Below are 23,931 nucleotides of genomic sequence, written 5' to 3'. Positions count from 1 at the left end.
ATTTTGATTGCTTTTCGAAGTAAAAAATTGGGAGCTAGTGGATTTGAACCACTGACCTCTTGCATGTCAAGCAAGCGCTCTAACCAGCTGAGCTAAGCCCCCTAAAAACAAAAACACAGAAATTTATCTTGATGTCAATCTTTATTTTTATGCATGGATTGAAGATATTTTATCTTGTTTTTTGATTGCTGATAGTAAAACTTCCGATACATCCATAACTTTTACTTCTTCTTGCTTTCCTTTTGCTTTAACGCCGTCGGTAATCATTATCATGCAAAATGGACAAGCAACACCTATCATATTGGCTCCAGTTTTGAGCAACTGTTCAGTTCGTTTGATGTTGACACGTTCGTATTTTTCTTCCATCCACATTTGAGCTCCCCCTGCCCCACAACATAGACCTTTTTTTCTGTGATCTTCTGCCTCAATAATAGAAGTACTGGTTGACTGCTCAAGTAAGTTTCTTGGTTCATCATAGATACTGTTGTATCTTCCCAAATAGCATGAGTCATGGTAGGTAATACTTATGGATTTTAGCTTTTCTTTTTTTTCTGGATCCAAAGTGATTTTTCCTTCTTTTATGAGTTTATCAAGAAACTGAGTGTGATGATAGACTTCATAGTTTCCACCAAACTGTGGATATTCGTTTTTTATTGTGTTATAGCAATGAGGACATGCTGTGACAATAGTCTTTACATTATACTGATTTAATGTATTTACGTTGGTTTGAGCTAACATTTGGTATAAGTATTCATTTCCTCCACGTCTTGCGCTGTCTCCCGAGCAATTTTCTTCCGTGCCTAGAATTCCAAAAGAGACTCCTGCGCTCCGAAAAATTTCTACTAAAGTTCTCGCTACTTTTCGATTCCTTTCATCAAAAGATGCTGCACACCCTACCCAATACAGGACCTCTACATTGGGATCTTCTGCTAAAGTTTTCACTCCTAAGCCTTCTGCCCAATCAGCTCTTGTGTGAGCCCCTATTCCCCATGGATTTGCGTTTTTTTCCATGTTGGTGAATGCCAACTGGAGCTGAGAAGGAAAGTTACTTTCTCCCAAAACCAAATACCTTCTCATTTCCAAAATAGCATCTAATTGGTTATCTCCAACAGGACAGGTTTCCACACAAGCATAACAAGTAGTGCAGGACCAAAGTTCTTCTTCTGTGATATAAGGTTCTCCAATCACTCTTGAGTTGGCTGATTCTGTGTTTGATAGAATCTCATTGGCGTAATCCATCATGGCATGCTTAATATCCACCATGATCTTTTTGGGATTGAGGGGTTTACCAGTTCGATTTGCAGGACATTCCACTGTGCATCTTCCACATTCAATACAGGATAAACTATCTAAAAGAGTGGTCCATTTGAATTCTGTTATGTTTGCTGCTCCCCATACTTGTGAATTTTCAATGTCGATGTAATCCATAGCACCACGTGGCTTTTCCCGTATCAAAAAGAAATTTGCAGGAGCATATAGTAAATGAGAGTGCTTAGAATTGGGTATGTAAATCATAAAAGCATACACAGTAGCTAAATGAAGCCACCATGCGAACTCTAATAGAGACCTTGCCTCAAAAGGCTGATCCATTCCCAAAAACTCCAGTAAAGGAAACATCAAAGTATTTACCCAAGAGAAGGCATGGTTTTCCAAATAGGCTTTAGCGGTTAAACCCACAATTGTAGAAACCATCAACACAGAAATCAAACCAATCACAATGGCAGATTGAGGTGAAGGAATATCCAAACCTTTTGCCTTCAAAATCCAACGACGATAAGCAAAAAACAAAAGACCTACCAAAACCAGAATAGAAAAATTAAGAACAATTGCTTCATAAACGTGCTCACCAGAAGCAACCACGACCAAAAGTAAAGCCAAAAATTTTATCCCAAGAAGTGATAGTATCTTCCATTGCAAAGAAACATTTCGATTGGGATCATAATTATTTTTCCCATCGAGGTGAACGTAGAGCTGATACGTCAAAACCATTAGAATTATTAAACCAACAATGATTGCTAATGCGGAGAATTCATTCAAAGAAAAGATTTGAATGTATCTAGATATCGTAAACAAATAAGGATCAATCCCAAGTAATTGAAAGATTGACCAGAGATTCCCCGCAATCATTTGGCTTGTTGTGTGAAAAATATAAACAATAAATCCATAAAAGATAAATGCATGCATGATACCTCGAAGAGGGTTTTTATAGAGCTTTTGTTGGAACAAAACATTAAAAAGAAAAGAACGAATCCGTGCATCCCACGAAGCAAGGTCTTTTACAGGTTGGGACTTATTCATGATACGAACGCGATATACAATCGCGTAAACGAAAGCCATCAGGGAACCAAAAAAAACTACAAAATGAAAAAGGTTGATAAGTATATCTCGAAGTTCCATAGAAACTCCTTTTTTAAATGTTATTCAATTATTTTTTGAAGTATTGTGTGTCTATCTCTTTTAAAAGCCATGTCGCTTAGCTGAGACTCATAAAATTGTTCTTGATTTGAACTTGATTTTTTTAGTTTCTTTTGGAAACATACCACTTGTGGAAAACTTAGTCTACATCTCCATTGGAGTTTTGATCTTTGTTTCTTTGATTGGTGTTGTTTGGATTTATAAATACTTGACTTCGGCGGGGGATTTAGACGAAGCTCAAAGCTTGATCCAAAAAGGACACTACAAAGACGCCATTGTTCTTTTAGAAAAGCAATTGGAAAAAGATGAGCGGGATCCTAACGTAAACTTCCTTTTGGCTCAAGCTTACGAAAAATTAGGGGATCACTCCAATGCTATTTTGTATGCACGAAGAATCTTAAAGTTCGGAAGATACAACCAAAATGTAAATGAAATTGTTGTTCGAACCCATCTGGCACATTCTTTAGAAAAAAATGGAAATTTCAATGAAGCAAAAAATGAATTTCTTATTCTTACTACTATTGAACCTACCAACATAGAACACTTTTATAATGCTGGGCGCTTACTTTACCGAGCAAAATTATATCAAAACTCAATGAATGTTTTAAAACAAGGACTCCAACTTAACTCAAAACATTTTCCAACTCTAACCACCTTAGGAAAAGCGTGTTTTCATTTGAAATTTTATACTGAAGCGAAGAATTATTTAGAAAAAGCAAAAGAAATCAATCCCCATGATTCAGAAAACCTTTATTATTTAGCCCAAACCCTTAGATATCTTGGAGAATTTCAAAAAGCTATACAATATTTGGATATTGTTGAAAAAGACAGCAAGTTAAAGTCAAGGGCATTACTTTTGAAAGGAATTATTTTGATTGATACAGAATCCTTTTCTCAAGGCATAATGGAATTAGAAAAAGCAAGCGGTATGTTCCCCAAAGGAACTCAAGAGAATTTACTTACACATTATTACATTGCTCTAGCGGCAGAAAAACTCAAAAATATCGAAAAAGCCCTTGAACATTGGGAATACATCCATAGTACTCAGCCAGATTACAAAGATGTAAAAGCCAAACTCAAACAATATTCTGATTTTAAAACAAGCGACATCATAAAAGATATTCTAACCTCAAACAGAGTTCAATTTGAAACTTTGTTTCGCAAAATTATAGAGAAACTCAATTATAAAGCCTTATCTCTCAATGTTGATAGTGACTCGACTATAACAGCAGTTTGTTCTAATTATGCAAATCCTCAGTATAAAACCAATAGCATCCTTATTCGATTATACAGAGAAATGAAACCCGTATCAGAATCACAAGTAAGAGAATTCCATGAAGCCATGAAAATGGAAAATGCCTACAAAGGGATCTATATGTGCGTTTCTGATTTTCATCCCAAAGCCATTGAATATTGCTCAAATCGCCCGATTGATCTTTACAATGCAAATTCAATTACAAAACTTTTCGAAAACAAAGTTTAAGAAATGGAATTGGAAAAACAAACTCAAATCTCATTGAAAGAAATTTTAGTTTCTGAACATTTTATAGACATAATCGAATTTTTCAAAAAAGAACTTTCTTTAGCATTAAATATCGAAAGTGCAATTTTATTTTTAATCAATAACGAAAATGAGTTATTTTTATTGAATAACCAAAAAGATGTAGAAGATAGTGAATGGACACTGATTAATGAATTTTTTCGCAGGCAGGAAAATATTTTAATCAATTACAATAGCGAAATAGCAAAGCTGCATGAACTAAAAAATTCAATCTTGATTTTCAACCTTGCTATTAATGAAAATTCAAATCAAATCCCATTAGGAGTACTCTTCCTCAGAGCTAAGCCAAACAACCTTTTTTACGATACGGACCTACAAACCATCAAAAATGTTTTTGATATATTCGTAAAAACCGTCAAAAATGGTCTATATAAAGATGGTCAGATTTATATTCCCTTACAAAATTCTCTTTTCATGTTGATGGAAAACTCAAGGCTGAACTATATCAATCAGGATTTACAAAAAAAGTTTTATTCTCTGCTTGAGGTATCGAATATTATTAACTCTTCCAAAAAGTTGGAAGAAATGATACAAAATGTGTTAGAAAGTGCAGCGAAGGTATTACGAGCTGAGAGTGCGAGTTTATTTTTGATCGATAAGCAAACAGGAGATTTGGTTTTTGACATTATCACAGGGAAAAGCAACTTAAAAGGTATTCGTATTCCCAAAGGAAAAGGAATTGCAGGGAAATGCGCTGAGACCCAAAAATCTTTTATTGTGAATGATGTTAGGAGCAATCCTGATTTTTATCAGGATGTAGATAAAATCAGTCATACTACAACAAGAAATTTAATAGCATGTCCTTTGGTGGTTCATAACGAAGTGATTGGAGTGATTGAAGTCATCAACACACTGGATCGCTCAGAGTTTTCCCAAGAAGATTTAGAGCTATTCCGTAGTTTCTCGGACTCCGTAGCTATCGCACTACAAAGAAGAAAACTCATGGATGAGATTGAAAGAACCAATATCCAATTAGAACAAAAGGTTCGAGAATTAACAACCCTTCATAAAATAGCCCAAATTTTAGTGGAAAACCAAGATATTCAAGTTATTGCAAGAAATGTTTTAAATACAATCCAAAATGAGCTAAAAATCAATCGTCTTTCTTTTGTGGTATATGATTACAACTTCAAAAAGTTTCATATTTTAGCAAATATTGGATTCCAAATCCATGATTGGGAGATTTCACCAAAACTTATCCAATTTGTATTTGAAAAAAAGATCCCGTTCTACATAAGAAACTTTGATGACATTCCTGAACTCCAACCTTATATCACTCCTGAGAGGTATCAATCAAAATCAGCGATTTTGATTCCTTTAATCAAAAGTAATGGAAGTCCTTTTGCAGTTCTGTGTGCCACAGAACCTCATGGCAAACTTCATTTTGAAAATGATGATTTTCGTATCCTGCTTACAATAGGTTCTCAAGTATCGAAAACATATGAAAGTATTGAGTATGCAGGAATTCAAAAAGAAATAGAAATCACTGCAAGGATACAAAAAAATATTCTTCCCACAGATATATCTAAACATCACGAATTAGAGTTTTTTGCAAATACCATTCCAGCCAAAACAACTGGTGGCGATTTTTTTGATTATTACATTGAGTCCCCTTATGGCGATGCCTATTTTGTCATTGCCGATGTTTCTGGGAAATCTTTACCAGCAGCCATTTTTATGGCAGTAGCAAGTTCTATTTTGAGAACTGTGATGAGAAAAGAACATGATCCCTCGAAGATCTTACTCCATTCGAATGAATTACTTTTTGAAGAGTCAGAATCAGGAATGTTTGTCACAGTTTTTTTGGCGAAATATAACTCAAAGGAAGGGATTTTAGAATATGCCACTGCAGGTCATAATCATATGATTTTGGTTCACGAAGATGGAAGTTATGATTTACTCAATGCAAAAGGTTTTCCTTTAGGAGTTTTGAAATCAACAGAAATTCATTACGATAAAAAAACCATTCCTTTGAAAGATGGAGATATCCTTGTGCTCTACACAGATGGAGTAACAGAGTCTACTGATAATGAAAATCAAGAATATGGCATTGAAAGATTAGTTCGAAAAGTAATAGAACATCGTCATCTAAAGTCAGAGGAAATCATAAAGAAAATTTATGATGATGTAGTGCATTATACTAATAAAGATATTTTAGATGATGATTTTACTTTGCTCATTTGCAAGTTTTCCTTGAGGTTCAAAAAGAATTCTTTCTCGCTGATCTTACCTGCAAAAGTTGAAAGCGTCCCTAAATTGATTAATGAAATTTATCGAATCTTACGAAGATTCCAAACATCAGAAGATATACTCAACGATATTCTTTTGGCATGCGATGAAATCGCTACGAATATTGTTTCTTACGCCTATAAAGGACTAAACGTACATAAACCTATCTTCAAATGTAAAATCCGATACCAAAATAAAAAAATTATTATCACCTTCATCGATAAAGGAAAAGAATATAACTTTTACAATCTACAAAAGCCTGATATCCAAAAAAATCTTTTGGGCGAAAAAGTGGGTGGTTTCGGTATATACTTAATTCACACTTTAATGGACAAAGTTCGTTATGTGCACAAAGATGGAGTAAACTTCTTAACCATCATCAAGCAAATTTAATAAAATCATAAATCAAAATAGTTGTTGAATTCTTATTCAAACTTAAAATTAAGAATATAACTCTATGCTAGGAGATCCTTTATGAATTTTGAGACTTCTGAAAAGAACAATCATATCATTGTTGCCTTGCATGGAAGGATTGATGTGCATATGGCTACAGAATTAGAAGCTTATTTAAATGATTTGATTGAAAAGCACCCAACAAAAAATTTAGTTTTAAATTTGAGCGATGTTGAGTATATGTCTTCTTCTGGATTAAGGGTGTTTGTTTCCGTAATGAGGCAACTAAAAGAGAAAAATCGCCAGCTAAAACTTACCAATTTATCTTTGCCGGTCAAACGAGTATTTGAAGTAGTAGAGCTCATGGATATGTTTCATATTTATGAAGACGAAGCTGACGCAATAGCATAACATGTTTCTTTTTAAAAAATTTCTCTACCAATTCATTCATTTTTTTAATGTTCATCCTGAATTCTTTGATTTAGTTCGAAGTGGCTTTTCTCTTACAAATCCGAAAAAAGCAGAATTCCCTTCTGAGAATTTGCCTTTAGCATCTCGGGTGATTGCCTCTGGGATGTGGAATTACTGTTTTTTTCAGTTTTATCGAAATTTTATTGGACCTTATTGGGTAGAAAGACAATACAATCCTAAGGATCCTTCCTTTATCCCTCGAGCGAGCTCCATGCTGAGCTTGAACTTAACCCATCGTAATTGGTTTGGGTTTCGAGGTCCGAATTCAAGTAGCTTTTCTATTATTGATCCTGCTGGAGCGTTCTCCCCCGTTATAGGTTATTACACAATTGAACTGGCTTTCCGACACAAATATCAGTTTTTTACTCCCAATCGTAATGACGTAAATATCAAAATTGAACTCGAGGAGAACCTACCAATCCCCATTATAACTTACACCAAAAACGATTTACAACTAAAATGGAAGCTCATAGGAGATAAAACCACCAATACAACAATCTTAAGCTTGATCGAATACAGAGTTTTGGATTCGAATTGGGATTTAATCATAGGCATTCGTCCTTTCAATACAGAAGGAGGAACTATCATCAATCATTTACTCTACGAAGAAGAAGAAAACTTTGCAAGCGTTTATGTGAATCACGAAAAAGAAATCATATTTCTAACCAAACCTGATGAGGTGCATCTTTCAAATTTAGAAACAGGAGATGCGTACTTAGAAAGAACCAACAATAAAGAAATCAATTGTCCTCATGGAGTTTCCACAGGGGCTCTTATTTATCGATTATCTCCGAGTTTAAGTCATCCCATTTTGTTTTATGTTCGAACCTATGAACAACTTGCTCCGGCTCAATTAGACCCTTTTGATTCCATAGGAGACATTACGGAAAAACGTAAAACAAAAGCAAAAGACGTAGAAAGCAATAAGAAAATTAAAACAAATTATATTCTACGTTGTTATGAACCTATTACGAATATTTACAAAAACCAACAACGTTTTTATCAAGAGATTGAAGATTCTAAATCCCAATGGAAAGAATCCGTTTCAAAGAAAAGTTCTTTTATTACAGCCAAAAAGATTTGGAACGAAGCTGCTGATGTTCATAGCAACATTGTCTTTGAATTACAAACAGAAAAGAAAATCACACCGGGAGTTTATACCTATCGGCAGTTTTGGTTCCGGGACTCTGCTTTTATGCTTTCTGCTCTATCAAGTTGGAATTTTTTAGAAGAAACGAGAAAAGTACTAGAAACCTACCCAAAGCGTCAAGAAAGTGATGGTTTTTTCAAATCCCACGAAGGTGAGTGGGACTCAACAGGACAAGCGATTTGGACTATCATTGACTATTACAAAAAATCAGGCGACCTTGAATTATTAAAAGAAACCCTTCCTTCCATCATAAAAGGAGCTCATTGGATTATCAAAAAAAGAAGAAAAGGTTATCAAAAGAAATTACTTCCTTCAGGTTTTAGTGCAGAACATCTCGGACCTGCTGATTATTACTATTGGGATAATCTTTGGTCTATTGCTGGGCTTCGAGATGCCGCTTATGCATGTTCATTATTCCCTGAGTTTAAAGAACACCACAAATACTTCCAAAAACAAATGGAAATTTATGCAAAAGATTTTTTGGAAATCTCTCGTTATGAAAGGGAAAAGTATGGCGTATTAACAGCTGCTCCCAATCGAGATATTGATCCTGGAATAATTGGTAGCATTGTGGATTTATATCCTTTACAACTGAATTTGCTTTCACATCAAGAAATCCAAAATACACTAAGAACACTGTATAAAAATTACTTTATTGATAATTTGTTTTTTCATCCTATTATTCACTCGGGATTTAATATTTATCTTAGTTTGCAAGTGGCTCATAGCTTTTTGAAGTTAAACCAAGTTAAAATAGCAAGAAAAATTCTAAAAAATGTCCTAAAGAAAAGAGGAAAGTTCTGGGCATATCCCGAAGCCATACACCCCACGACAGAAGGAGGAGTGATGGGGGATGGCTTCCATGGCTGGGCTTCTTCTGAGTTGATTTTGCTTTTTCGAGAATTAGTCATCAGTGAAACCAAAGATAAAATCTTTATCTTTAAAGGAATACGAAAAAAGGATTTGTGGAATTCTCAGTTTTTGTTTGGTCCTTTCCCCTTGTTGAGGAATAAATTAACCATCAAGGGACATTTTAGTCAGTTCGATAGCGAAATTTTGTTCGATTGGAATTTGCCTTTAGGACAGGAGTTTCAAGAAAAAGAATTCATCATCAATCTTCCCTTTAAGGAGGAAATAAAAAACTTCAAAATCCAAATGGAACCCCATATCTCTCATAAAATCATTAGGAACCAAATTTTTTTTATTGGCTTTCCTCAAAAATTGAAAATCCATATTTACAAACTAAAATAATTTTTTGGTTTCGTATAAAGATAAAAAAAAATTAATTTCTTAAAAAATCATTGCAGTTACGAGCATATATTTAGAATAAAGTATGAAAATGATATCGCAGAAATTGCAAAAAACCAAACTGATTATAGTTTTATTTTCACCGTTGGTTTTATTATTTTTCTCTGCTAGTTTTCTGTTTTATATTCTGGCAATTCAACCTTTAAAGGAAGTTTACAAATCTGAGTATTCTGTTTTTGATCTCAATAAACGTATTGTTCTGACAATGGATTTACAAAAAGAACGAGAGTTTCTTTTACATACGACTATCTCAAATCAATCTCTCTTTAATGAAATCAAAAAGAATATCTATGGAAATAGAAATTTAAATGAACAAGAATTACTATTAACTGAGGAATTACTCCAAAAGATCAATTATATTCGAAACAATCCAAAGGATGGTATTTCCTTATATGAAGTTTATAGAACCTATACCGATAGTATCAGCAACATCATCAGAGAAACAAAAATTTATTATAAATACAAAATAAGTGACATAGAGCTCTATCGTTTTCTATTAGGAAAAACCATTTTCTTCATTATTCTGGAAAATGCTTATAAAGAAAAAGAAATTTTATTTCTATTAAACTTTGTTCAAATTCCACCAGAAATCAAACAGAGATTATTCAAGGAATTCTTAGAGGCAGTTGAACTACAAAAATTGTATACCATAGGTATGATCAACATTTCACCAGAGAAATTTAGAGAAAAACTTATTAAAATCAAAAACAATAATATCATCCAAAACATACGTAACCAAATGATAATCAATGGAATGCAACCTATTATTTATAGAGACAAGGAAATCCAAAAAATTTATAATGAGAACATTCAATCTTTACTTGATTTTTACCAGTATCATCATGACGAGATTTTATTTTACCTAAAAGAAAAAAAGAATGCAGCTTTCAGGAATTTTTTTATTTTAAGTTTCATAAGTTTGATTCCTTTCGCTCTATTTCTCTGGTCTGCCTATGGAGTAAGGGAATACTATAAAAATATTGAGATGATGGCGATTAAAGATCCTTTGACAGAACTTTATAACATTCGATATTTTCGATTCATAGTTCAGAATAAATTCAAAGAATCAAAAAAAACCAATAATTCCTTGTCCCTATTGCTGTTAGATTTAGATAATTTTAAGCAAATCAATGATCAATATGGACATGAAGTTGGTGATAAAGTATTATGGGAATTTTCGGAAATTCTAAGATCATACAATCATAATTTCTACGTTTTTCGTTACGGCGGTGATGAGTTTATCATCCTTATGCCTAACACGTCAAAAGATAAAGCAATTGCCTTCTCAAAACAACTAAAAGAAGTTATCAACCAAAAAGAAATCATGATAGATTCCCATAACATCATAAAAATCCAATTTTCTATGGGAATTGCTTCATATCCAGAAGATGTTAACGATCACCATCAGTTGTTAAGATCCGCTGATGCTCTTCTTCTTCTGGCAAAGCAAGCTGGCAAAAACATCATACAATATATTTAAACAAACTTAAAATTTGCTCTGATTTTGAATTGACGAAATGATAGGTAATGAAAAATTGTAGATTACCTGCGGGTGTGGTGTAACGGCAGCACAAAAGCCTTCCAAGCTTTTGGAGGGGGTTCGAGTCCCCTCACCCGCTGAGTCATTATCATTATTAATGGATTTGAAATCTTCTTGTAAAAAATAATTGATAATCTCGCATTCATGAATAATTCCACACAAATCTCACAACAAAAAACCAACTCAAAAGATAAAAGTGAAATGCAAGGGCTTAGAGCTCTTATTGTAGAAGACGAAGAAGATATCCAAAACATTTTAGCTTATAACTTAGAAGCGGAAGGATTCATTGTCTCAAAAACTGACAATGGAATTGATGCATGGAACAAAATTCAAAAGAACCTTCCTGATATCATTTTGTTGGACATCATGATACCTGGAATCAATGGCTTAGATTTATGTAAAAAAATTAAATCCCATTACAATGTTCCCGTGATTATGGTAACAGCGAAATCAGGAGAGTTGGATGCAATCTTAGGGTTAGAGATTGGAGCAGATGATTATATTAGAAAACCCTTTAGTCCGAGGGAATTGATTGCAAGAGTAAAAGCGGTTCTTCGCAGACATAGAGGTGATGAAGAACTACAAGAAGGTTCCATTACAATCGGTGGAATCCACATGAACAAAACTGCTCATAGAGTTACCATCAATGGACGAGAAGTGGACTTAACTTTAATTGAATTTAAACTTTTGAAGTTATTCATGGAAAATCCCGACATCGCTTTTACAAGAGATAAACTTTTAGATAGAGTATGGGGTAGAGAAGTTTATGTTTCCGACCGAACTGTGGACGTGAATATCAAGCGACTTCGAGAGAAATTAGGAGAAGAGAAACATCGATTAGAAACCATACGCGGAGTTGGCTATCGTTTCCGAGGGAATTGATTTGATTTTTCTTTTTCCTTTGGAATGAAAGGTATTCTCTATCGGCTTATTCTTATAGTAACTGCTTTTTACGTAATTTTTCTTTTTTCGTTTTTCGTTGTTTATCTAAAAGATAATACCATTTTTTTTCAGAGAATCTTTGTCTTTATTCCTGTTACTCTTGGTTTGTATTTGTTTACGATTTATTTGATCATTAGAACTAGCAATTACATTGTAATTCCTATTAAGCAAATTCTCCTACAATTTGAAAAATTCCCCAAGGTTGATAACTTCGATAGCATCCAAACAAAGATTTCGGAAATCCAATTATTAAAAAATTATACTCATGATTTTTTGAATCGATTCTCAAAGCACTTAGAGGAACTCAATTTAGAAAAAAGTCTTTTGAATGCCCTTTTAAACAACCTGAAAGAAGGGGTTTTGTGCCTACATCATGATGGAAAAATTCTATACATTAATGAATTTGTTCAGGAAAAATTTTGCTATACCATAGAAGAAAGATATAATAAAACCAATGAGCTTATTGGCAGTAATTATTTCGAAGTGATTAAAAATTCTACTATCTTGGATATAATTTATAAAGTTTTATACGGGAAAAATTCTGAATATGTTTTTGGTGGATACAAGATTGATCAGAATATCTTTGAGTTCTCTAATAAAGATCATTACTATCAACTTCGCTATTATCCTATATCGTTCCAAGGCTTAAATTCACCTCAAGAAAATGAAAAGCTTTATTTGTTCATAATCAATGATATAACTCAGGAACAAAACGTCAAGCGATTGCGAGAAGATTTCTTACAAAATGCAAGTCATGAGTTAAAAACCCCCATCACGAGTATCAAAGGCTACACAGAAACTTTACTGGATCGGATAGAACTTAATGCCAAAGACAAACTGATAACTACTTTTTTAGAAGGCATTTTAAGAAATGCAGAAAGAATGGAAAGGATCATTAATGATATGGTGATGATTTCGTCTTTAGAATCAAAATCATATCCTTTCCATCCGATTGAGTTGGATTTAAGGCAATTTTTTTCAGAATTAAACTATATCATTGAAGGTATTTTAAAAACGAAAAATCTAAAGATAATTTATAAATTTCTTGGAAATGTCCCTAAGATTTACGCTGATCCACTTTTGCTGGAACATCTGATCTTAAACTTAGTTAGTAATGCTGCGAGATATTCAAAAGAAAATGATAAAATCGAAATCATTGTAGAAAAGTTCAATCACGGTAAAGTATCGATTTCTGTGAAGGATTATGGTCCTGGTATACCAGATGAGTATAAAGAAAAAATCTTCGAAAGGTTTTTTCGAATTGATAAGGATCGCTCTCGTAAAGAAGGTGGCACTGGTTTGGGTTTATCAATTGTAAGGCAAATCGTAAGAATCCACAAAGGATCAGTTTTTATCAAAGATAATCCTGAAGGCGGTGCTATTTTTGTGATAATTCTTCCAATATGAGTGTTTCGCTGAAAATTGAAAAATATTTATTTTTTATAAATTTTTCTTAGTAAAAAAATGTATAACATAAATTCTGGTGTTTTGATTTGACAAAAAAGAAAAGTTTTTAGAAACTTCAAAAGATGGAGAAAAAGAAAATTCGGGTTCTTTTTGTATGTCATGGAAACATTTGTCGTTCTCCTGCCGCTAAAGGAACTTTTATCAAACTCATTAGAGATAAAAAGTTAGAAGAGTATTTTCATGTTGATGCAGCTGGGGTTAGTGCTTATCACATAGGAGAATCTCCTCATCCCAATACCATAAAAGCGGGGTTAGAAATGGGGATCACTATCCAACACAAAGCAAGGCAATTAACCTATAAGGACCTTGATGATTTTGACTATATCATTGCAATGGATCATTATAATTATTCAGATATTTTGAAATTAGGAAACAATAATGATCATCAAAAGAAAGTTTTTCTTTTTCGGGAATTCGATCCCGAAGTGATAAATTCCCATCACGTCCCAGACGTTCCTGATCCCTATTATAGTGGTTATTCCAAATTTGTGGAGGTTCAAAAAATCATTTTAAGAACTTCTGAAAACCTATTGAACTTTATCCTTGAACGAGAACTCAAAAAATGATTTATCATTACCATCATCCACCTGTTTTTTTAGAAATAGAAATTGCATACCAAAACGAATACTTTATCAAAAAAATTCGGTTTTTAAAAGAAACCAAAGAAATTCAGACAAATCCCCTAGACCAACACCAAAAAAAATTCATAAAAGTAGTAGTAGAATACTTCCATAACTATTTTCATCACCTACCCCTCAAAAACAAACCAAACTTCATTTTAGAAGGAACGGAGTTTCAAATTCAGGTTTGGAAAGAACTGAACAAAATTCCTATGGGAGAAGTCGTGTCTTACGAGGAATTAGCTGTCCGTGCAGGATTTTCCAAATCCTATGCGAGAGCTGTTGGTCAAGCTTGTAGAAAAAACCCTATCCCCATCCTCATTCCTTGTCATAGGGTGATAGGAAAAAATGAATCCTTAGTTGGATTTGCCGGAGGAATTGAAATAAAAAAATGGTTATTGAAACATGAAAACGCTAAAATTAGTAAAAAAAATTAAGAACCTAAAAGAAGAAATCCATCAGGCAAAAAGAGATAATAAAACCATTGGTTTTATACCAACAATGGGTTATTTACATGAAGGGCATCTTTCTTTAGTAAGAGAGGCTCAAAAAGAGTGTGATTTTATTGTGGTAAGCATTTTCGTAAATCCGATTCAATTCAATTCAGAAGAGGATTTGAAAAATTATCCAAGGGATTTGGAAAGAGATTTACGTCTTTTACAACAAGAAAACGTGGATTTGGTTTTTGCTCCTGAATTGGAAGAAATTTATCCCACAAAACCCACGATCACTTTAGACATACCCAGTTTGACGAATAAACTATGTGGTTTGTATCGACCAGGGCACTTTCAAGGCGTATTGCTGGTGGTTCTAAAACTTTTTCATTTGGTGGAACCAAATAAAGCTTACTTTGGGAAAAAGGATTACCAACAATATCGTATCATTCAAAAAATGGTGGAAGAACTCAACTTAGATATAGAAATTGTTGGTTGTCCACTTGTGCGAGAAGAATCAGGATTAGCAATGAGCTCTAGAAATGTTCGTCTTTCTGAAAAAAGCTACAACGATGCTGTTTTAATTTCTCGGGCTTTGCGTATAGCCAAAAATGAGTGGATGAAAGGAGAAACTCAACCCAACGTATTGAAAGAAATCATCAAAGACATCATCGAAACTGGAAGTTTAAATCGTGTAGAATATGTGGAAATTGTAGATCCCATCACTCTGGAAAGTGTGGAAAAGGTCCGAGAAAACGATCTTATTGCAGTAGCCGTTTATACGGAAAATGTAAGATTGATTGATAATATAGAGTTAAAAAAAGATTAAGCATTATGTATAGAGCAATTTTTGTCATTTTACTTCTTTTGATTTTTGGTGTTGGTGTCTTTTGGTTTCAATTAAAGAGCATGAATCAAGAAATTGCAGAGAAAAATCGAATTCCTTATCCTGTGGTAATGGCACATCGAGGACTTTCTTTTTATGCTCCTGAAGAAACATTACCTGCTTACTTGGCAGCGATGGAATTAGGGAAGGATTTGTACTTAGAGGCTGACATCCAACGAACAAAGGATGGTGTGTTGATATGTTTTCATGACAAAGACTTAAAACGAACTACAAACATAAAAGATGTTTTTCCTGATCGCGTTGAAGAAGAAATTGGAAATTTCACTTATAAAGAATTAATGGAACTGGATGCAGGAAGCTGGTTTAACGAAAAGTTTCCCGATCGAGCCAGAAGTTCTTTTAAAAATACGAAGATTCTGACTTTAAAAGAATTAGCTCAGATTGCGAAGCAAAAACCCATCCTTGGACTTTACTTAGAAACAAAATTGGCACACAAATACCCTGGGATAGAAAAAGAAATGATTTTACTTCTTTTAGAAACTGGATGGATTTCTCCTGAGGAAGTTGATCTTGAAGCTCTGGGGAATCCTCCCATCCAAAGCAAAAGCCAGCCCTCCCAGTCCGCAAAGTACGCAAAAGTGATTTTACAATCCTTTGAGATTGAAAGCGTAAAGCAGTTCAAGAAATACGCACCCAAAGTACCTCGTGTGTTTCTCGTAGATGAAGAGGCAGAAAAAGAACATCAGGGTTTTGCAAACCTAATTCGTATCACAAAGGAACTGGGTGCCCACTTGGGAGCTTCTGGTTATCTGGGTTATCCTTGGAATCAATACCGAGCTCTGAAAGAAGGGATTTTAGTTCATCATTATACCATCAATCAGCCTTTTCAAATGATTCTTCTTCATTGGTTTGGTAGTAGTGGGATTTTCACCGATAAAGCCGAGATGGCACTTGAATTCTTTTACCCCGAAACATACAAAGAAATATCAATACCCAAGATCTTAACTTCTCTTGGGTATGAGTAAGATTTCATATTTTCCAAACGCAAGGTTTTATAGGGCTTTTTCTCATATAGAAGCGATAAACCAAGCGAAGATCCCACCCATCCCCGTTGTTGCTATCACTGGAAGATCCAACTCAGGAAAATCTAGTCTGATTAATGCTCTGTGCAATCATAAAGACCTTGCAAAAACCTCATCAAAACCCGGAAAAACAAGAACTATCAATTATTATTACATTCCTTCTTACAAAAACTTATACAAAGAATTCTTTTTAGTAGACTTGCCGGGGTATGGATATTCGGAAGCAACAAAAACCGAAATCCAAAACCTACGCGTGATGATAGACCAGTATATTGCCAAAAATCCTCATTTAAAAATTCTTTTGTTGATTGTAGATGTTCGAAGAGAGTTTCAAGAGGAAGAACTATCAATCATTGATTACTGCCTTGACCATCAAAAGCCTTTTTTTGTCATACGAAGTAAATGGGATAAATTAAAACATAATGAACGTATTGATCGCATCGCACGATGGAAATTAGAACCTCTTATTTTTGAAAAAAGTATTGCAGTATCCTCCCTCAAAAAAGAAAACCTCCATCTTGTAGTAGAAAAAATAATGAATGCTCTTCAAAACTAAAAATCGCTTTTAGAGGATTTCTTGAAGTTTCTTGATGAAGACTGATTCTGGAACTGCTCCTTCTATATGAATCCGATCATTAATCACAGTCTTGGGAACACCAAAGACTCTATATTTTCTTGATAAGTCAGGAAATTCGGTTGCTTCTATCATGTCTGCTCGCACATATTCACTTTCCAAAGCAAAGGAATGCGCTAAAAGAACAGCTCTTGGACAATACGGACAAGTGGGAGTCACAAACACTTGAATATGAATAGGTTGTTTAATGTGGTTTCGTATGAAGTCAAGAGTTTTTGGTGAAAGATCAGTTTTTAGGTTGGATACATAAATCAAATCTTGAAGTAAAGTTCCAAATTCATAACCTGAGGGAATACCATAAAAACGAATCCCATAATCTCGTTTGTTCTCTAAAATGAGAGCAGGAACTTTATCTACTTGATAATATTCTGCTTTTTCTCGACTAAAATCAAAATTGTAAACTTCGAATTGAAGCTTGGGGGATAACTCAGCAACTTCTGATATTAATTGCTTTGTATCTTCACAATACATGCAACCATCATCAGAAACAAAAAGAATCATTTTTACATCATCTCTCATTTCCGACAGGATCTTTCTTGTTTCTTCTTGAGCTTCATGATTCAGTAATCTCATGATAAACCTCCAATTTTACCAATACATGGTATAGGTATATTTTACAAAAAAGCCATTACTTGACAAGTCTTTTTTTGTTCTATGTATTAAAGTTGAGTAATTATTCTACTACTTTAAAAATACAAGCAAATTTTTTATTCATTAGATTTGACGAAGAAACTTAATCTAAACATTTTGCTATCATGACAGAAGAATTCAAAGAACTATGCTTTCTTGCTCGCTTGGATCCAAATGATGAAAGTCTTAAGAATCTCGAAAAGGATTTTCTAAAGATCTTAGAATACGTTAAGCAAATCGAAGAAATTGACACCTCTTCAATCACCGAAGACTATACCCAAGAAGACACTATGAATATCTTTCGAAAAGACATTCCAGAAGCTACGTTGAGCTTGAACGCTATTGCCCAAAATGCTCCCGATTGGGAATCAGGACATTTCGTAGTTCCCGGAATTATTGAACAAGAAAATTAGAGGTTCGTATGAATGAAATTTTAAATCACTCCATTGAAGAACATATAAAAAACCTAAAAAAGAAAGTTTATTCTGTAAAAGAGCTCATGCAAGCCTCCCTCGAGAAAGCTGAAAAGACAAAGGACTATTTTATTTTTTTGAAGTTAGATCCAGAAAAAATCCTCAAGCAAGCAGAAGTATCACAGAGTTATTACGATAAGAAAAAACCAAGACCTTTGGAAGGGATACCTATTTCCATCAAAGACAATATCTGTGAGGAAGGAGAACAAACTACATGTGCATCAAAAATTTTATATAACTTCATAGCTCCCTACTCTGCTACAGTGATAAAAAAACTCAAAGATAGTGGTGCTATTTTGTTTGGAAGAACCAACATGGATGAATTTGCCATGGGTTCATCCACTGAAAACTCTGCTTTTGGTATCACGAAAAATCCCCTTGATCCAGAAAGGGTTCCCGGCGGATCTTCGGGTGGTTCAGCGGCAAGTGTAGCGGCAAAGATCGTTCCCGCATCACTAGGTTCGGACACGGGAGGTTCTATCCGTCAGCCAGCTTCTTTTTGTGGGGTCTATGGACTTAAACCCACTTATGGCAGGGTTTCCCGTTATGGTTTGGTGGCGTTTGCTTCTAGTTTAGATCAAATCGGACCTTTTGCAAGAAATACCAACGATATTGCTTTGGTGCTTTCCATCATACAAGGTTATGATCGCTATGACTCCACTTCTCACCCCAAGTCCGATCAAATCCCTATTGATACAAAACCCAAAGCCTACACAAAAACAGAAAAGAAAAAAGTCAAATTAGGTTTGTATTTCCCACAACCTGGGGAAGAAGGTTTTGATGATGACGTCATAAAAGCATTCCAAGAGCTCAAAGAAAAACTTATAAAAGAAGGTTATCAAATTCAAGAAATTCAATCTCAACTTTGGAAATATTCCATAGCTGTATATTATATTTTAGCAACAGCAGAAGCATCAAGTAACTTAGCAAGGTATGATGGTGTTCGGTATGGATATCGTTCTCCAAATGCAAAAAATGTATTTGATGTTTTCATTCGTTCTCGAACTGAAGGATTTGGTCCTGAGGTAAAACGAAGAATCCTTTTAGGAACTTATGTTCTTTCTTCTGGATATTACGAAGCCTTTTATCACAAGGCTCAAAAAGCAAGAAAAATGATACGGGAAGAATACAAACAATTCTTCAAAGAAGTTGATTTTATTTTATCTCCCACAAGTCCAACGGTTCCCTTTAAAATCGGAGAGAAAACAAACGATCCGATAGCCATGTATAAAAGCGATATTTTGACAATCTCCGTCAACTTGGCTGGAATACCTGCGATGAATGTTCCCATCGCAAAAACAGAGACAGGACTTCCGATTGGACTACAAATCCATGCTCCGCACTTCGAAGAAAACCGTATCTTTCGACTTTCTAAAACTTTCGAAAAAGATGGCTGGATAGTCTCATTCTGATGAAAATTAAAAATAAGATAGATTTTGATTTTATAAAAAAAATTGTTTTATACACAATGAATAAAAAAAGATTTGAATTTAATGCAAATTCGGATAGGACAAGGGATTGACGTTCATCGAATAGAAAAAACAAATCAAGTTGATTTCATACGTCTGGGAGGAGTGGAAATTCCTTCTGAATATCGTATCATTGCCCATTCCGATGGGGATATTCTTCTTCATTCTCTTTCTGATGCCATTTTGGGAGCTATTGGGGAAACTGATATAGGGATCCATTTTCCTGATACCGACTCGAAAAATAAAAACCTAGACTCGAAAATAATCTTAAAACACGCTCTACAGCTTATGAAAGAAAAAAACTTCGAGATCGGAAACATAGACATCACTTTACTGGCTGAGAAACCTAAAATCAAACCATTCAGAGAAAAAATCATCGAGAAAATTTCAGAACTTTGTCAAATCCCAAAAAGTCAAATAGCTATAAAAGCAACAACCACAGAAAAATTAGGTTTTATAGGAAGAAGTGAGGGAATAGCATGCTGCACAGTAGTTTTACTAATCCAAAAGTAATATTTATTTTAATTGTCTTTTTTGTTATATACAAAACTAAAAGTTTAATGTCCTATCCTGTTGACCTTACGGGACTTCCTGTTTATATCAAAAAAGGTTTTCATATTGAAAATTGCACATTGAGTGAAGAAGAAGCAGTTTCACAAGGTTTCTACAAAATCGAAGCAAATGTAGGGAATCGAAAAATTCATGTGCCAGACTTTTCTGATGTTTTGGACATTCCAAAGAGAAATTTTTTCGAACTTCGAAGTCTTCCACCTCTTGATTTCACTTTTCTTTTTTACGTTCCCGTTTCTGAAAGTGATTACGATAAAATGAAATCTCCTGCTATATTGTTTGCTAAGATTGGAGAGTATTATGCCATCTATTGGAATCAAGAACTCATTGTAGATAGATCCAAAGAAAAACAAGTTAATATCAAAGATGTTATAATCCCAATCCCTAAGACTTTAATCAAAATCGGAACTAATACTTTATGTATTCACATCAAAGGGGATCCTTTATCTCGAGAAACAGGCTTTTTTTTTGGGAATCCCTATCTTTTCGATGAGTTCATTGACCTTTTTAAGCAAAAACGTATTTATTTACAAGTTTTCTTTATTAATCTTTCTATTTTGATTGGGATTTTTTATTTAACTATTTTCTTGAAACGTAAAGAAAAAAAAAAACATCTTTACTTCAGTTTATTCTCTATTGTTATTGCCATTTTCTTTTTTATACGATCCTCCCTTTTTGATGAACTTGAAGTCATCTCTGATTATAATCTGGTTTTTCGAATACGATCTTTAACTTTATATTTACTCATCCCTTTGCTTGTGAAAACTTACCAACATTCAATAAAAAAAATAAAAAGTTGGAAAAAGTGGATTTTTGATATTTCTTTTTATCACGGAACCGTATTTTTCTTTTTTATTTTAATTTTGCCTGATAATACATTGTTTGATTTACAACTTTTATGGCTTTCTACTATTCCTATTATAATGGCTGTCCTTTCGATTTCTAATACAATTAGTCTTATAGAAGAAATAAACCAAACAAAAAAAGAAAACTTTCTATCAAAGCTCCGATTTTCTATTTCTACTGAAAGCTTTACACATTTAATTAATGTATTACTTCTTTTTATTCCTGCAATATTTGATATTATCTTGTATATCACAAAATTACAAAGACCCAAATACATGGAAATAGGATTTACGCTGCTAATGATACACTCAGGTATTCGTGTTATCTTTCATTTATTAGACTTCAACAATCAGCTTACCAATTTGAACAAAAAACTTCAAGCAAAAATCAATAAACTCAGAAAAGCCAATGAAATCATAAAACTATCGGAAAAAAAGTATAAGCTTATTTTCAATCAAACATCTGATATTTTATTTATCCTAGATCCAAAGGGAAACATCATAGAAATAAGTGATAGTTTTGAGAAAATTCTAAAAATCCCAAAATATGAATTTACAGAAAAAAGCTTTTTTTCTTTGATATATCAGGACGTCCAAAGAAGTAAAGTTCTTGATCTATACACTGAAAGAATCCAAAACTTTATAGAAAATGGTAAAACTCTAAAAATCCAGGTTCCTTTGAAGTCTTATGATGACATACCCTTTAAGTTATTTGATATTGTCTTAGAAAAAATTTTTAGAAATAACAAGGTAGATGAAATTTTTGCTCGAGCAACCTTAGTTAAAAAAGACCCAATCTTTCAATATTTAACAAAGGAATATTCAAGTTTTGTTTTTAATACAGACATTTATTTGATAGATAATATCATAGCTAAGCTTACAGAAGAACTAAGTGAACTCATTGATGAATTAGAACTAAGCATGATTCGTGTAGGACTACGAGAAATTTTAATCAATGCAATAGAACATGGAAACTTAGAAATTACCTACGAAGATAAGAAAAAATATTTAGAAAAAGGCAACTATCATGAATATTTAAGAAACAAATTAAGAGATCCTCATTATCAAAATAAAAAAGTGATTGTGGAATATCGTTTTACCCCAAAAGAAGTAGCCTATAAAATCACCGATGAAGGGAATGGCTTTGATGTAAAAAAATACTTAGAAAAGAAGAACATCCATTTAGACTCTCTTCATGGTCGTGGGATTTTCATTGCAAAGAATGCTTTTGATAGAATTGTTTACAATAGCAAAGGAAATTCTGTCACTCTCATAAAAAAAATTTCTAAAACTATATGAAGAATTTAAAAAACTTTTTTCTTTTGATTGTTATCACAATTTTAACGATTGTCATTGCATATCTCTTATATTCCAAACTAAAATTACAAAGAGAACTCCGTAGCTACACAAAAACAAAAAATTTAGCTATCAAAGAGTTTTACCAATTCATATATCAAAACTTTCCTATTTTTGAGGACTGGCTTGATGAGGAAAAAAAGAAATCCTTAAGAACTTATCTTTATCCTTATCATATCGAATTAGCAAATCATTATCAACTTACTTCCATCAGATCGAGCAAGGAACTAAATCAAAATAACTTTAAATCATTAGAAAATCCTGACATAAGAACCTATTACTTTTTTTATAATGTTCCTAATGAATTTCGTTATTTTCATAGGAAATTCTATCCTGTGCTCATTCTTATTGGTGAAGAGTTTCAAAAAACTCTGAATTTTCAATCATACCCTATAAAAGTGAAGTTGGCGATTTCTTCAGCTCTCAGACCTGCTGATTACCAAAAACTTTTAAAACTTAAAAACCCGAATGCAATAGAAAATTCAACTCATGCCTATGGTATCAGTATTGATATTTTTTATGATGAATTCTATGTCGATTTTAGTTTTCTTTGTGAAAACTATTCAAGGTTTATACAAGAACTTTGCAAAAAAGATATTGTTGAGTTAGGTTATTTGATGGGAGGAAACCTAAGACGACAATTCACTGCCATTTTAGCTGAAACATTACTGCGCATGCAAAAAGAAAATGTTTTATACGTCATCTGGGAGAAAAATCAACGTGTCTTTCACATTACTCCCATACCTAAAGAGTGATTCTAAAGATTTTTTATGATAGGTTGTGGGAATTGGAGTTCGAAAGAATCAATATAAAACGCTATCAAAGGCTTTCTTACGGGAGGAAAATATTCTGGTATGACATCAATCATCTTCACACTTGCTAAGGTAGCTTTGCCAAAACCTTCAAACTTCGTGATGAATACTTGATTATCTTTGTATTGCATCAATCTGAAGGGAAGGAAATCCATGGAGATAGGGAAAAACCAAGTTTGATGAGAAATATCAATTTCAAAAAAAATAGATTTGTTTACTCCAATTTTGATGATTTCTCTTTTTGAAGATACCCTTTCCCAATAGAAATGTGCTAATTCTTTGGGGATACCCCAATTTTCTCTTCCACTGATTTTACTTATTTCAGTGGATACGTAGATTTTTGAAATGGTATGTCCGATGGAGTTGAAAACCATTTTTGTTAGCTCTACTTTCCCAGGAATAAATAACAATTCATCATATGGACCAGCATTAGAGTAATGATACTGAACTATCATAACACTTCCAAATCCACCAAAAAAAGATATATCCTTGGGTAATACACAATGGGTTTGAACAAACTTCTCTGAAAACCGATAAAGCAAAATATATCCCCTACCCTTTAATCTCCAAGGTGGGGGAAGAGAAAACTTTTTCATTTGTTTATAAAGCAAAGCTTATCATTGATTTTGTCAATAAGTTCCCATCTTTAAAAAATGATTTTCATTGACAACGTAAGATTTTCT

20 protein-coding genes and 2 tRNA genes are annotated in these 23,931 nt (G+C 33.5%); 18 read left to right on the top strand and 4 right to left on the bottom strand.

Annotated features, from left to right (window positions below; all coding sequences use genetic code 11):
- Positions 1–28: 28 nt before the first annotated feature.
- Positions 29–102 (bottom strand) — tRNA-Val (locus NZ853_04105).
- Between the two features lie 45 nt (positions 103–147).
- Positions 148–2,397, bottom strand: a complete 2,250-nt coding sequence (locus tag NZ853_04100; protein MCS7204857.1) for a (Fe-S)-binding protein — start codon at positions 2,395–2,397, stop codon at positions 148–150.
- Between the two features lie 148 nt (positions 2,398–2,545).
- Between NZ853_04100 and NZ853_04095 the strand changes: the two genes are divergently transcribed.
- The 13 genes from NZ853_04095 (at position 2,546) to yihA (ending at position 17,015) form a co-directional block, all read left to right on the top strand.
- Positions 2,546–3,898, top strand: a complete 1,353-nt coding sequence (locus tag NZ853_04095; protein MCS7204856.1) for a tetratricopeptide repeat protein — start codon at positions 2,546–2,548, stop codon at positions 3,896–3,898.
- A 3-nt stretch (positions 3,899–3,901) separates the two neighbouring features.
- A complete protein-coding gene (locus tag NZ853_04090) occupies positions 3,902–6,598 on the top strand; it encodes a SpoIIE family protein phosphatase (GenBank protein MCS7204855.1) in 2,697 nt (898 codons plus the stop codon).
- An 81-nt stretch (positions 6,599–6,679) separates the two neighbouring features.
- The gene (locus tag NZ853_04085; protein MCS7204854.1) at positions 6,680–7,009 is read left to right on the top strand and encodes an STAS domain-containing protein; all 330 of its coding nucleotides are present in this window, start codon (positions 6,680–6,682) and stop codon (positions 7,007–7,009) included.
- Position 7,010: 1 nt separating this feature from the next.
- On the top strand, positions 7,011–9,470 hold the full coding sequence (locus tag NZ853_04080) for a hypothetical protein (GenBank protein MCS7204853.1): 2,460 nt from the start codon (positions 7,011–7,013) through the stop codon (positions 9,468–9,470).
- An 82-nt stretch (positions 9,471–9,552) separates the two neighbouring features.
- On the top strand, positions 9,553–11,007 hold the full coding sequence (locus tag NZ853_04075; GenBank protein MCS7204852.1) for a GGDEF domain-containing protein: 1,455 nt from the start codon (positions 9,553–9,555) through the stop codon (positions 11,005–11,007).
- Positions 11,008–11,075: 68 nt separating this feature from the next.
- Positions 11,076–11,146 (top strand) — tRNA-Gly (locus NZ853_04070).
- Positions 11,147–11,211: 65 nt separating this feature from the next.
- On the top strand, positions 11,212–11,949 hold the full coding sequence (locus NZ853_04065) for a response regulator (GenBank protein MCS7204851.1): 738 nt from the start codon (positions 11,212–11,214) through the stop codon (positions 11,947–11,949).
- A gap of 24 nt (positions 11,950–11,973) precedes the next feature.
- Positions 11,974–13,416, top strand: a complete 1,443-nt coding sequence (locus tag NZ853_04060) for an ATP-binding protein (protein ID MCS7204850.1) — start codon at positions 11,974–11,976, stop codon at positions 13,414–13,416.
- Positions 13,417–13,538: 122 nt separating this feature from the next.
- Positions 13,539–14,042 (top strand): low molecular weight phosphotyrosine protein phosphatase, encoded by a 504-nt coding sequence (locus tag NZ853_04055; protein MCS7204849.1) that lies wholly within the window; start codon positions 13,539–13,541, stop codon positions 14,040–14,042.
- Positions 14,039–14,533 carry an MGMT family protein gene (locus tag NZ853_04050; GenBank protein MCS7204848.1) on the top strand — a complete coding sequence of 165 codons (495 nt, stop codon included), beginning with the start codon at positions 14,039–14,041 and terminating at the stop codon, positions 14,531–14,533. Before NZ853_04055 ends, NZ853_04050 begins: the two co-directional genes overlap by 4 nt.
- The gene (panC, locus tag NZ853_04045) at positions 14,502–15,359 is read left to right on the top strand and encodes a pantoate--beta-alanine ligase (GenBank protein ID MCS7204847.1); all 858 of its coding nucleotides are present in this window, start codon (positions 14,502–14,504) and stop codon (positions 15,357–15,359) included. The genes NZ853_04050 and panC overlap by 32 nt, the downstream gene beginning before the upstream one ends.
- Before the next feature lie 5 nt (positions 15,360–15,364).
- Positions 15,365–16,402 (top strand): hypothetical protein, encoded by a 1,038-nt coding sequence (locus NZ853_04040; GenBank protein ID MCS7204846.1) that lies wholly within the window; start codon positions 15,365–15,367, stop codon positions 16,400–16,402.
- Complete coding sequence (yihA, locus tag NZ853_04035; protein MCS7204845.1) at positions 16,395–17,015, top strand: ribosome biogenesis GTP-binding protein YihA/YsxC; 621 nt, start codon at positions 16,395–16,397, stop codon at positions 17,013–17,015. The genes NZ853_04040 and yihA overlap by 8 nt, the downstream gene beginning before the upstream one ends.
- Before the next feature lie 9 nt (positions 17,016–17,024).
- Here the strand turns inward: yihA and NZ853_04030 are convergent, their stop codons facing one another.
- The gene (locus NZ853_04030) at positions 17,025–17,666 is read right to left on the bottom strand and encodes a thioredoxin family protein (protein MCS7204844.1); all 642 of its coding nucleotides are present in this window, start codon (positions 17,664–17,666) and stop codon (positions 17,025–17,027) included.
- 182 nt (positions 17,667–17,848) lie between these two features.
- Here NZ853_04030 and gatC point away from each other — a divergent pair, with 182 nt between their 5' ends.
- The 5 genes from gatC to NZ853_04005 all read left to right on the top strand — a co-directional run bounded on the left by gatC (position 17,849) and on the right by NZ853_04005 (position 23,191).
- A complete protein-coding gene (gatC, locus tag NZ853_04025; GenBank protein ID MCS7204843.1) occupies positions 17,849–18,136 on the top strand; it encodes an Asp-tRNA(Asn)/Glu-tRNA(Gln) amidotransferase subunit GatC in 288 nt (95 codons plus the stop codon).
- Between the two features lie 8 nt (positions 18,137–18,144).
- Positions 18,145–19,608, top strand: coding sequence for an Asp-tRNA(Asn)/Glu-tRNA(Gln) amidotransferase subunit GatA (gatA, locus tag NZ853_04020; GenBank protein ID MCS7204842.1), 1,464 nt, complete (start codon positions 18,145–18,147; stop codon positions 19,606–19,608).
- Positions 19,609–19,689: 81 nt separating this feature from the next.
- Complete coding sequence (ispF, locus tag NZ853_04015) at positions 19,690–20,178, top strand: 2-C-methyl-D-erythritol 2,4-cyclodiphosphate synthase (GenBank protein MCS7204841.1); 489 nt, start codon at positions 19,690–19,692, stop codon at positions 20,176–20,178.
- Between the two features lie 47 nt (positions 20,179–20,225).
- On the top strand, positions 20,226–22,379 hold the full coding sequence (locus NZ853_04010; protein ID MCS7204840.1) for an ATP-binding protein: 2,154 nt from the start codon (positions 20,226–20,228) through the stop codon (positions 22,377–22,379).
- Complete coding sequence (locus NZ853_04005; GenBank protein ID MCS7204839.1) at positions 22,376–23,191, top strand: DUF5715 family protein; 816 nt, start codon at positions 22,376–22,378, stop codon at positions 23,189–23,191. Before NZ853_04010 ends, NZ853_04005 begins: the two co-directional genes overlap by 4 nt.
- Before the next feature lie 2 nt (positions 23,192–23,193).
- Here the strand turns inward: NZ853_04005 and NZ853_04000 are convergent, their stop codons facing one another.
- Positions 23,194–23,844 carry an acetoacetate decarboxylase family protein gene (locus NZ853_04000; GenBank protein ID MCS7204838.1) on the bottom strand — a complete coding sequence of 217 codons (651 nt, stop codon included), beginning with the start codon at positions 23,842–23,844 and terminating at the stop codon, positions 23,194–23,196.
- Positions 23,845–23,931: the final 87 nt, after the last annotated feature.

It is taken from the genome of Leptospiraceae bacterium (assembly GCA_025059995.1).
Taxonomy (GTDB): domain Bacteria; phylum Spirochaetota; class Leptospiria; order Leptospirales; family Leptonemataceae; genus SKYB61.
This window is presented reverse-complemented; position numbering and strand designations above follow the sequence as displayed.